Origin of the sequence: Candidatus Pantoea edessiphila, from assembly GCF_002933355.1 — a bacterium.
Taxonomy (GTDB): Bacteria; Pseudomonadota; Gammaproteobacteria; order Enterobacterales; family Enterobacteriaceae; genus Pantoea_C; species Pantoea_C edessiphila.
In genome coordinates this window covers 38,030-50,777 of sequence record NZ_PDKU01000004.1, presented here as the reverse complement: position 1 = coordinate 50,777, position 12,748 = coordinate 38,030, and the positions used below count along the sequence as shown (strand labels likewise).

The window sequence follows — 12,748 nt, the reverse complement described above, 5'->3', positions numbered from 1 at the left end:
GTTTATCTATATAATGGTTAATTATAATATTTTTAGATATTTTTACCATTATATTCTAACATGGATTATTATAATAATTTATGTTAATGATATGATTTGTGAAATAAAGTTGCGTAACTTCACAAATAAGAAAATAGAGAAATAAATTTATTTATATTAATAATTGAGCTAATCTAGTGATTGATGATTACGGTTACCGATTAAATGTTGGGTTTATTATTTGTAATATGCAAAAAAAGTTGTTATGGGCGAAACGTTCTAAGCAAAAATTTTGGCAGTTTCCACAAGGAGGTGTGAATTATGGTGAAACAATAAAAAAAGCGATGTATCGTGAATTATTTGAAGAAATAGGCTTATATCGACAAGATGTGCGGATATTAGCACATAATGATAATTGGTTGAGTTACAAGTTACCTAAAAAACTAATTAGATATGATGTTGAACCATTGTGTATAGGTCAAAAACAACAATGGTTTCTATTACAACTGCTAACTGATGAAAGTAACATCGATATAAATTGTAGTAAACTTCCTGAATTTGATGATTGGAAATGGGTGAATTTTTGGTATCCTTTAAGTCATATTGTATCATTTAAGCGTGAAGTATATCGTATAGTAATGAACAATTTTTTTCATATAATGGAATTAGTTAAATAAAAATAAATAATTAATAATACAAAAAGAAATATCATATGTTTATACCATTTATTATAACATAATAATATATTATTTAATATTTTTTGATAATATTACTGGTTATTTCAATCTTTCAAAAACAAAGAAACTTAATAATAATGATAACAAAATATATAATTTTTCCTAAAATTAATCCTGTTATTTTTTCTTTTGGACCAATATCTTTTCGTTGGTATGGTTTCATGTATTTAATAGGATTAATTTTTGCCGTATGGTTAGCTAAGCATCGTATTAATAGTTATCAAAGTAACTTAAAAATCACAGAAAAAGAAATAGAGAATTTTTTATATTACTGTTTTTTAGCTGCAATTGTAGGAGGGAGAATAGGTTATATGTTGTTTTATAATTTGCACTTATTTATAAAACAACCATTATATTTACTTAAAATTTGGAATGGTGGTATGTCTTTTCATGGAGGATTAATAGGAGTTATTATAACAATAATTTATTTTTCATATAAAAACAAAATAAATTTTTTTGCAATATCAGATTTTATAGCTCCATTAGTTCCATTTGGATTGGGAGCTGGTCGTTTAGGTAATTTTATAAATGGTGAACTATGGGGTAGAGTAACCTTAAATTTTCCCTTGGCGGTATTATTTCCGAATTCATATAATGAAGATTTAATAGTTTCTTTATCTAATCCAAAATACCAATTATTATTAAATAAATATGGTGCTTTACCACGCCATCCTTCTCAATTATATGAATTTGTTCTTGAAGGTGTATTATTGTTTTTTATATTAAATTTATTTATTTATAAGTCCAGACCTATGGGAAGCACATCAGGTCTTTTTTTGTTTTGTTATGGTATATTTAGAATATTAGCAGAATTTTTTCGTCAACCAGATGTTCAATTGGGATTGTTTTATGATACCATCAGTATGGGTCAACTTTTATCTTTACCAATGGTTATAATAGGCTTAATTATTATTATTTGGGCTAATATTAGTATGAAAAATAAAAATTAAATCCATGCAACAATATCTGAATTTAATAAAATATGTATTAAATAAAGGAATAATAAAATCTGACCGAACTGGTACTGGCACAGTTTCTGTTTTTGGTTATCAAATGCGTATTGATTTGAATAGTGGATTTCCTTTAATAACAACTAAAAGATGTCATTTTCATTCAATAGTCCACGAATTACTTTGGTTTCTTACAGGCGATACTAATGTTACATACTTAAAAAAAAATAAAATTTCTATTTGGAATGAATGGGCTAATGAACAAGGTGATTTAGGACCAATTTATGGAAAACAATGGCGCAGTTGGGAGACCAAAACAGGAAAAATAGATCAAATAAAACAAGTTATTCACCAACTAAAATCAACTCCTGATTCACGTCGTATTATAGTTTCATCTTGGAATGTGAGTGATTTAAAGTATATGGCATTACCACCTTGTCATATTTTATTTCAATTTTATGTGGCAAATGATAGATTATCATGCCATTTATATCAACGTTCATGTGATGTTTTTCTTGGTTTACCTTTTAATCTTGCAAGTTATGCTCTATTGGTTCACATGGTAGCACAGCAATGTAATTTAACTTTGGGAGAGCTAATTTGGAGCGGTGGTGATATTCATCTATATAAAAATCATTTAAATCAAGCTAATTTGCAGTTAACTAGGACACCACGTTTATTACCTCATTTAGTTATTAAACGGAAGCCAAATTTAATATTTGACTATCAAGCTAATGATTTTGAAATAAAAAACTATTATCCCTATCCGGCGATAAAAGCACCTATCGCTGTTTAATGGATAAATGATATCTAAAAAGTTAAATATTTAATTTTGAAGTATTTATTTTAAGTTTTATTAAAAACAATATTAATTTAATTTAGTAAAAATTAGGAATTTCATGTTTTATATATATCATTCTAATCAATCTAGTGTGCTTAGAACTTTACTAAATTCAGTTATTGAACATCAGTATAATGATATACTTCAATCAGATTTAATACTTGTTCAAAATTTAGATACAGCAAAATGGATAAAAATAGGAATAGCATCACATTTTGATGTTGCTATAAACATTAAATTTGCTAGATTAACTTTTTTTATATGGAATATCATTAGTAAGATAGTACCGAATACTACAGTTAAACATTTTTTTGACAAAACAGATCTTGTCTGGGAAATAATATCACGTATACCAGTAATTTTAAAGAATAATAGATTTGATTTTATCTTAAATTATCTCGATAATTGTCATAATGAAAGTAATTTATTTAAATTTAGCTTAAGTGTTGCTAACATATTTGAAAAATATTTAACATATAGACCAGATTGGTTACATATTTGGGAATGTGGTGGACTAGTAAGCGCTCTTGGAGAAGAACAATTATGGCAATCAATTATTTGGAAAGATTTAATTTCCTATAATGTAGCCAAATCACATCAATATCAGTCTAATGATATTTATTCTTCTTTTATTAACAAATTACAGAATAATTCAAATCTATCATTTTTGCCTTCTCGTTTATTTATATACGGGATCAATACTATTCCTCCCTATCATTTAAAAGTTTTAAATACTATTAGCCATTATATTGATATCCATTGGTTTATCAATAACCCTTGTAGAAATTATTGGGGAGATATTTATAATCATAGTATATTTTTTAAAAGATCAAAAAATAATCAAAAATATGTTAATAATTATATTAATGATGAATATATTTCAGAATTTTTTAAAGAAACTTATGAACTACATACTAACAACCAGCTTTTATTATCATGGGGTAAATTAGGTTGTGATAATCTTTATTTTATGAATCAATTAGAATTAGTTAACCATATTGATGCATTTGTTAATATTAAGGAAGATAATTTATTACATTGCATACAAAATGATATCCTTAATTTCAAAAATAGTGCTGTTATCGGATTATATCGTAAGGAATTGCAATATAATGATCAAAAGCGTTGTATTGCTGTAAACGACCAATCTATTTCAATTAATGTTTGTTATAGTATTCAACGTGAAGTGGAAGCACTACAAGATTATTTACTAAAATTAATAAATTGTAATATGGATATTAACTTAAGTGATATTATAGTTATGGTAGCTGATATTAATGTTTATATGCCATATATTAAAGCAACATTTTCTAGAACACATAATGATCGGTATTTGCCTTTTATGATTTCAGATCGTTGTGTTAGTATAGAGAACTCAATTATTATTGTTTTTTTTAAACTACTTTCATTATCTGAATCAAATAGTAGTTGTTTTTTTGAAAAATTATTAGCTATCTTAGATGTAAAGTCTATAGCAGACCATTTTTCAATCGATGAAAAACAATTATTTTTATTACATATTATAATTGATAATACTAATACTTATAAAAAATTAAATGAATTAAAAAAAATATTAACAAATAAAGATAACTCTAATAAAAGTATAATATTACGCAATGTTAAAAATATATTGTTACATCATTTATATAAAGATAAAAAGGATTATTTAAAACATTTTTCATCTGATTTAGATTTAGAAGTATTATTAAATATGTTACTTGTAAATTTGATTAATCTTATGTTGCAAATTCATCGTTGGACTATAATACTGATAAAACCTTACTCATTAAAAGATTGGTATCTCTTATTTAGACAATTAGTTAACGATTTTTTTATTGTAGATAATGAGTCTGGATCTATTTTATTATTTTTAGAAAAAAATTGGAACATTGTAACACAATCTGGAATAAAATTTAATATTAAAAAGTTTTCAATTAAGTTGTTACGTAATATGTTTTTAAATTATATCGATAAAAAACGTATTAGCAATTTTTTTCTTTCTGGCAAAATTAATTTTTGTAATTTAACATCGATGCGTTCTTTTCCTTTTAAGGTAATATGTATATTGGGTATAAATAAAGATATATACCCTAGAAAACCAAATTTAACTCAATTAAATTTAATGTATAAGCAACCTCGAAAAGGAGACTGTAATATTGCTGATGAAGATCGGTATTTATTTCTTGAAACTATAATTGCAGCTAAAAATAAACTTTACATAAGTTATGTTGGCAAATCTATGCAAGATAATACAGAATATTATCCATCCAGTTTAATTACAGATCTATTAGAATATATTGGTCAAAATTTTTATATTCAAGGAGATAAAAATATTGAAATAGATAAAAGTTGTAATAACATTCAAAAACATTTGGTACAATATCACACTCGTGCACCGTTTTCATCGAGCAATTTTATATTAAATTCAAAAACACAAAGTTTTGCCTCAGAATGGTTGCCAGCAGCACAAGGGTTAGGTAAATCACAATTAAGCTTTATTAATATATTAAGCGCACCTAAGTTAAATTGTTTAAATTTAAAACAATTATTATATTTTTGGCACCATCCAGTAAGGGCTTGGTTTCAAAAAAGGTTAAATATATTTTTTCCTAAAAAATATTATCCATTACAAAAAAATTTATCTGATTTTGAAAGTTTCAATATTTATAGAAACAAATCTCAACTATTAAATGCATTGATAGAACACAATAATAATATAGATACCTTACATAAGGTATTGGACCAAAACAAAATAAATAATAATTTACCTTTAGATTTATTTCCAAAGCTACTTTGGCAAAATCAAACGAAACAAATACAACAAGTAGCAATGCAAGTTATTGATAATATTAAACATAACTATGTTTGGGAAATTAATTTAAAATTGCAAGATATAACATTAACAGGTTATTTAAATACAGTTCAAGAAGATGGATTGTTACGTTGGTCTCCTAATATTCTTGATATTAGAGATGGACTACTGTTTTGGTTAGAACACTTGATATATTGTGCAATGGGAGGATATGGTACTAGCAAACAATTTGGTATTTCTAAAAGCCTTTGGTGCTTCACCAGCATCCCAAAACATGAAGCTATTAATCTATTAAATAAATATATTAAGGGTTATTTTTTTGGAATGAGTCAGCCTTTATTGTTATTAAAAAAAAGTGGTAGTGCTTGGTTAATGTGTTGTTATGACAAAAAAAATAAAATCTTACTTAATGATAGCAATACTAAAACAAAAGCACATAATCGTTTACTAGAAGCTTGGAACGGAAAAGATAAAGTATCAATAGGCGAAAAAGAAGATCCTTATTTGCAACGCTTATATAGTAGTTTAGGATCAACAGAAATACAACAAATTACTGAATCTGCAGTAAGATGGTATTTACCCGTTATTCAAGCAAATAAAGATATTAAATTATTATAAAAAGCAAAAATATATAACTTTATATATTAGTATCTTATCATTGACACATGATTTTTTGTAAAAATATTATTATGTAATAAAATAAAAAATGAATAAATTAGATATTAAAATATTAAATCCTATAACAGTTCCTCTACAAGGTAATATACTTATTGAAGCTTCAGCTGGAACAGGTAAAACTTTTACGATTAGTTTATTATATTTAAGATTATTATTGGGACTAAAAGGTGACCATGAATACTATCGACCTTTTTCTATAGAAGAAATTCTAGTAGTAACTTTTACTGAAGTAGCTACAATTGAATTACGTAATCGTATTAGTAATGATATTCATCAGTTACGTTTAAGTTGTATACGTGGTGAAAGTTCTAATCCTATGCATCAATTATTAATCGAACAGATCCAAGATAGGCATAAAGCTATCGAGAGACTATTGTTTGCAGAACAAAATATTAGTAATGCAGCTATTTATACAATGCACGGGTTTTGTAGAAAGATAATAAAATCTTTTGTTTATGATTTGAATACATTATTTAAAAATGAAATATTATCTGATGAATATATACTATTAAAAAAACTTACTTCAGATTTTTGGCAGAAATTTTTTTGTTCTGTGTCAATGGATATAGCTAAAATAATTCTAAATGAATGGAAAAATGCAGAAGATTTTTTATTTACTTTATACCCTTTCTTTCAAAGAAAGATAAGATATTTATCTTTAGATGATGACAATTTAAATTCAAAACACATTAAGAATTTATCTAATATTAACTCAATAAAAAATATATGGATATCCTTACATAAGGATATACCAAAAATTATTAATGCTTTTAAAATTAACAAGCGTGTTTATAATAATAAAAATTTAAATAATTGGATTAATAAAATAACGGTGTGGGCTAATACCTTAACTATAGATTATCAAATACCCAATGAGTTATTAAGATTTAGATATTCTGAAATTAATAAAGAAAATAAAATAGATAAACCAATTAATTTTAAATTATTTCAATTGATAGATGAACTTTTAATTGATCCTCCATCATTAAAATATGTCTTTATTTCAGAAGCATTAACTAAAATAACTCATGCTATGGATAGAGAAAAAAATTTGCAAGGTTTATTTAGTTTTGATGATTTGTTATATAATTTAGATAAAGCATTGAAACATCCTAATGGTGATTTATTAGCAGATAATATTAGAAATTATTTTCCAGTCTTATTAATTGATGAATTTCAAGACACAGATCCGCAACAATATCGAATATTTCATAAAATTTATGCAACAAAATCAAATCTAATATTAATAATTATTGGTGATCCTAAACAAGCAATTTATTCATTTCGTGGTGCCAATATATTTACTTATTTTAATATGCGTAATGAAATTAATGATGTTTATACTTTAGATGTAAATTGGCGTTCATCATTTGAAATGATAAATAGTGTAAATTGTCTTTTTTCACAAAGAATCTTTCCTTTCTTGTCTTCAGAAATTCCATTCTACCCAATTAAACCTGCTATTAATAATCAAACATTAAAACTTATTATTAATGAAAAAAAATATCCTGCAATGCGTTTTTGGATACATCCTAATAAAAATATAAAATTAATAGACTATGAACAAGATATAGCAAGACAGTGTGCTGCTGATATAAACCATTGGTTATTAGCTAAAAATAAACAACATACTTTTTTAAGTAAAGATAATAATTTATGTGTTTTACAGGCTTCTGATATTGTAGTACTAGTACGTAATCGTCATGAAGCTAGTTTAATTCGTAATGCACTTAATTTATTTTGCATTGAATCGGTTTATCTTTCTGATACTACTTGTGTTTACAATACTGTAGAAGCACGTGAATTATTATATTTACTAAAAGCAATACAATATCCAATAAGAAATAGATTAATACGTACGGCATTGGCAACTTCTATTTTTTCATTTGAATCAAAGAATATTGAATTATTAATGAATGATAATATAGAATTAAATATTTTAATAAAGAAATTTTTTGCATGGAAAAAACTATGGCAAAAACATGGCATAATGTCAATGTTTCGTAATATTATTTCAGATTATAACATAGCTGAAAATATATTAGCTTCATATAATGGTAAACGTAGATTAACAAATTTAATGCATATAATTGAATTATTGCAGGTAAAATCTAATTCATTAATCGGTCCAAATGATCTTTTAATATTTTTTTCACAACAAATAAATAATCTAAATAACCATATTGATGATGAACAATTACGTTTAGAAGAAGACCATAACCTTATACGTATTATTACCATACATAAATCAAAAGGTTTACAATATCCTATAATATGGTTACCTTTTGCTGTTAGTTTTAGTGAAAATTATATTATCTTTTCGGAAGAAAATATTAAAAAACTGACTATGAAAAAACAAGACAGAATTAGTGAAGATTTACGTCTTTTGTATGTAGCAGTGACTAGATCTATATATCATTGTAGTATTGGTATTGCAACTTTTGTAAAAGGATTAAATAAAAGAAAAGATTCTAATGATTTGTATAAAAGTGCACTTGGTTATCTATTAAATTGTGATCAAAATACTAATTTAAACGAATTAATAGATCGTATTAAGAAATTAAATCCAATAGATATTAAATTAATCACTACTAATACTAATTATGGTGAAGCTTTACAAAGTAAAATTGATGTTGACATGACATTAGATAGTCTTAAAATGAGTCGAAATATTTCTGACGATTGGTTAATTTTAAATAATTTTAATATTTCTTTATCTTCATTTAATGATATAGAAGATATGGTAAACCAAAAACAAAATATCATAAAACAAGAAAATAAAAAAGAAATATTATCATTAAATAATTATTTTCCAAATAATTTAAAATTTAACCAATTTATGAATAACTTATTTACATCCATAGATTTAAATAAATATGTTAATCAAAAATGGCTTAAATCTAAATTAAATCAATACGGTTTACCGCTGTCTTTATTAGAAGTTATAAATGCGTGGCTAACTTTAATATTGAATAAACCACTTAATTTACAAGGATTAAATCTTGCAGAGATAAAAAATATAAAACATATGAGAAATATGAAATTTTTTCTTCCTATTAGAAACTCTTCAATTATTTTAAATATTAATACATCAACAAACAATGGGTGCGTGTTATCTGAATATGAAGATAAAATTCATTGCAATCAAGTAAAAGGAATTATTACAGGTTGTATAGATTTAGTATTTCTTTGGCATGGTAAGTATTATTTATTATATTATAAATTAAATTGTTTAGGTGAAAGTAACTATTGCTACGAATTAAGATCTTTAGAAGATGAAATCATTAATAGAAGTTCTGCAATGCAACATAATTTATGTACGTTAGCATTTCATCGATATCTGAAAAAAAGATTACACGATTATAGTTATGAGAAATATTTTGGTGGTATATTTTATTTATTTATAAGAGGTATAAATGAATCGTCTAATAACGGAATACTAAATATATATCCTAGTAATACTATAATTGAAAAACTAGATGTATTAATTGGTAAGAAGAAACAATGAATTATTTATTAATTTAAATGATTAAGATAAATATTAATACATATGTTTATTTTATAGTAATTTTAATTATTGGTTAAATATTTAATAAGAACTTTCGAACGTCTTTTATAATTATACATTTCTTTTTTACTTTTAGGTAAACATTCAACACCTACTGGTTCAAAACCACGCTCTTGAAACCAATGAATACTTCTAGTAGTCAAAACAAATATTTTTTTTAATCCCTTTTTATAAGCTTGTAATTCTACATGTTGTAATAGTATTTCACCAAGAGATGAATTTCGATAATCTGGATGTACTGCTAAACAGGCCATTTCGCCTATATCATCATCGATGAAAGGATATAATGCTACACAAGCAATAGTTAAACTATCTCTCTTAATAATTATAAATTTATCAATTTCTATTTCCAATTGCTCTCGAGATCTTCTAACTAAAATTCCTTGTTTTTCAAGTGGATGAATCAATTCTAATATTCCTCCAATATCATTAATAGTAGCTTGCCTAATTTGATCTGCTGATTCCATAACAATTTGTGTACCAATACCATCACGTGAAAATAATTCTTGTAATAATGCACCATCTTCTTGATAACTAATTAAGTGACAACGATGAACTCCACTACGACATGCTTGAATTGCACCGCTCAAAAAACGCGTTGTTTCTAATAAACAATTACTTTTATCTATATATAATTGAGCATTTTTTGGAAATAATTCAGAAACAGTATTACCATTATTCTTGATAATTCCTTGTTCAGAACAAAATCCAATCATTTTTTCTGCTTTCAGTTTGATAGCTAATTGGATAGCAATTTCTTCCGAATTTAAATTAAAACTTTCTCCAGTGACAGAAACTGCTACAGGTCCTAATAAAACAATTGTATTATTGTCAAGTTGATGTTTAATTGCTTTATCATCAATACGACGAATTTTCCCACCATGACAATAATCTATACCGTCGTCTATACCCAATGGTTGAGCAGTAATAAAATTTCCGCTAACAACGTTAATATTAGCTCCATGCAGAGGTGTATTATTTAACGACATTGATAAAAGAGAAGTAATATCAAGTTGAAGACGTCCTGCAGCTTTTTTTACTATTTCAAGAGATTTTTTATCGGTAATTCGAGTAAATTTATGATAAATTGGCTTAATGTTATGTTCCAACATACATGAATCTATTTGTGGACGTGCACCATAAACCAAAACTAAACGGATGCCAAGACTATGAATTAAACCAATATCATTAATGATATTATAGAAATTACTATGAGAAATCGCTTCTCCACTAAGCATAATAACAAATATTTTGCCTCTATGAGTATTAATATAGGGAACTGTATGACGAAGACTACGAACTACTTCAGTACCACGTTTCTTCACAAATTAACCTTTTTATACCAAAACATAATATTACTTCAATATCTAATTTTTTAGCATTACTGAAATAATAATTTGATTTAATATTATATTTTGTTTAGGATTATAATAGAAATTTTTTGAAAATTAAAAAAGCGTAAGTGGGTTATTATCTATAAAAAATAATAAAATAATCTTATATAAATACTAATATTGGTTGCGGGGGCTGGATTTGAACCAGCGACCTTCGGGTTATGAGCCCGACGAGCTACCATGCTGCTCCACCCCGCGGTATAACATTATACTTATTGTTAAGTTTTATTGCAAATTTTTGATATTATATATCTACCGATTTACTGCTTTTAATACAGTGTTATATCAATAAACAATAAACTAACAAATAAAAAAACATTATAAAACTATAATGATTACATTTCAATATAATTAGTCAATTAATTTCAAGAATTCATGTTTTTATTTTCTATAAACATAGAAGTATTTGTAAATAGTAATTATAATTTTATTCATTTTTTGATTGTAAAAATACAGATATTATTATCTGTTACTGACGGACTAAACGTAAACAAGTTGGAGAAAAAGGTATGTTACTACGCCAAGGATTTATATCAATGCCTCCTCTACGTGTATATCTTGCATAAACAGTTAGTTCTTTAGGATTACAGAAATTTGATATGTCATTAAATATTCTTTCAATACACTGTTCATGAAATTCATTATGATTACGAAATGAAATAAGATATCGCAGGAGTAACTCATAGTTAATGCTAAATCCTTTATAATAAATCATAATAGATCCCCAATCAGGCTGATTAGTAAGGGGACAATTAGACTTGAATAAGTGACTAACTAATGTTTCTTTAACTATTTTTGTACTTATTGCTTTTGACAAGTAATTAGGATTTACATGATAATCATTTATCTCTATATCTTGTTCATCAATACAATGACCGTTGAAATGATTTATTGATTGAACTTTTATTTCATTTAAACGAAATAATGACAAATAAACTTTACTTTCTGTACACATGCTTAAATCACGTTCTATAACATAACGTACATCATTCCAACTATTAAATTTAATTTGCATAAAACTATGAAGATATAATTTTAAACTTTTTGATTCAATCAGATTTTTGCTATCATAATTAAATATTAATTTTCCTATGCTTACTTGTGGTAGTCCTTTATTGTTTAACCAGGATAATTCATATAATGTCCATATATCATTACCAAAAAATGGTAAATTGTTGTCGGTTAGACCAATAATTTTACGATGTGCACTACGAGCTATTGTCTTAAGTATGTTATTATATTTACTAGTATAAATTGTATTTTTACTTAACAATATTGTATCCATTGTTGTATTATTTTTGTTTACAATCATAATAACTCCTATTTAGTATCTATCATAAAAATTGAGTATAATTGTATACTATTAAATTTATTGCATCTTAAATTTTAAGATAAGTATTACAATTAATTTTATATCATTTTATAGTAACCCTACCTAATAGTATGGAATATATTATTATAATATAATTGTGTATATTTAAATTAATCAAATAAAAAAACAATTGATTTTAATTGAACGTTTTTTTCATTACAGCTTTTTTGAAATGTAAAACAAATATATAGCTTTTATGATATGTTCTATAATATAGCTTTATTACATATAAATGTTTTTCTAATATAATTTAGAGATTAAGATTTTTATTAATTTGTTATAAACAACTATTATTTTCTTTAAAGTAATTACTTAAGAATAAATCAATAAAATAGTAATTCATTGTGACTAAATTATATTTAATATATACTGGGTTTTTCTCCTTATTTATTCTATTTTGTTTAAATCTAACTTTTG

General features: G+C 25.0%; 7 protein-coding genes and 1 tRNA gene. 5 read left to right on the top strand and 3 right to left on the bottom strand.

The features are described from left to right. Nucleotides 1–176 precede the first annotated feature (176 nt). From rppH to recB, 5 genes are all read left to right on the top strand, one after another. The gene (rppH, locus tag CRV10_RS03015) at nucleotides 177–656 is read left to right on the top strand and encodes an RNA pyrophosphohydrolase (protein ID WP_136130346.1); all 480 of its coding nucleotides are present in this window, start codon (nucleotides 177–179) and stop codon (nucleotides 654–656) included. A 137-nt stretch (nucleotides 657–793) separates the two neighbouring features. Then, on the top strand, nucleotides 794–1,666 hold the full coding sequence (gene lgt, locus CRV10_RS03010) for a prolipoprotein diacylglyceryl transferase (protein WP_136130345.1): 873 nt from the start codon (nucleotides 794–796) through the stop codon (nucleotides 1,664–1,666). Nucleotides 1,667–1,670: 4 nt separating this feature from the next. Further along, on the top strand, nucleotides 1,671–2,462 hold the full coding sequence (gene thyA, locus CRV10_RS03005) for a thymidylate synthase (protein ID WP_136130344.1): 792 nt from the start codon (nucleotides 1,671–1,673) through the stop codon (nucleotides 2,460–2,462). 103 nt (nucleotides 2,463–2,565) lie between these two features. Next, the gene (gene recC, locus CRV10_RS03000; RefSeq protein ID WP_136130343.1) at nucleotides 2,566–5,937 is read left to right on the top strand and encodes an exodeoxyribonuclease V subunit gamma; all 3,372 of its coding nucleotides are present in this window, start codon (nucleotides 2,566–2,568) and stop codon (nucleotides 5,935–5,937) included. A gap of 88 nt (nucleotides 5,938–6,025) precedes the next feature. Further along, nucleotides 6,026–9,505, top strand: a complete 3,480-nt coding sequence (gene recB, locus CRV10_RS02995; protein WP_136130342.1) for an exodeoxyribonuclease V subunit beta — start codon at nucleotides 6,026–6,028, stop codon at nucleotides 9,503–9,505. A gap of 62 nt (nucleotides 9,506–9,567) precedes the next feature. Here recB and argA read toward each other — a convergent pair whose 3' ends face one another. From argA to queF, 3 genes are all read right to left on the bottom strand, one after another. After that, nucleotides 9,568–10,890, bottom strand: coding sequence for an amino-acid N-acetyltransferase (gene argA / locus CRV10_RS02990; RefSeq protein WP_136130341.1), 1,323 nt, complete (start codon nucleotides 10,888–10,890; stop codon nucleotides 9,568–9,570). Between the two features lie 190 nt (nucleotides 10,891–11,080). Beyond that, nucleotides 11,081–11,157: transfer RNA gene (locus tag CRV10_RS02985), tRNA-Met, on the bottom strand. Between the two features lie 271 nt (nucleotides 11,158–11,428). Then, nucleotides 11,429–12,271 carry an NADPH-dependent 7-cyano-7-deazaguanine reductase QueF gene (gene queF, locus CRV10_RS02980; RefSeq protein WP_136130340.1) on the bottom strand — a complete coding sequence of 281 codons (843 nt, stop codon included), beginning with the start codon at nucleotides 12,269–12,271 and terminating at the stop codon, nucleotides 11,429–11,431. Nucleotides 12,272–12,748 lie beyond the last annotated feature (477 nt).

What these genes read in the sequence shown, in the direction of transcription:
- lgt (WP_136130345.1), top strand. Translation starts at nt 794, where the DNA reads ATGATAACAAAATATATAATTTTTCCTAAAATTAATCCTGTTATTTTT.
- thyA (WP_136130344.1), top strand. Translation starts at nt 1,671, where the DNA reads ATGCAACAATATCTGAATTTAATAAAATATGTATTAAATAAAGGAATA.
- recC (WP_136130343.1), top strand. Translation starts at nt 2,566, where the DNA reads ATGTTTTATATATATCATTCTAATCAATCTAGTGTGCTTAGAACTTTA.
- recB (WP_136130342.1), top strand. Translation starts at nt 6,026, where the DNA reads ATGAATAAATTAGATATTAAAATATTAAATCCTATAACAGTTCCTCTA.
- queF (WP_136130340.1), bottom strand. Translation starts at nt 12,271, where the DNA reads ATGATTGTAAACAAAAATAATACAACAATGGATACAATATTGTTAAGT.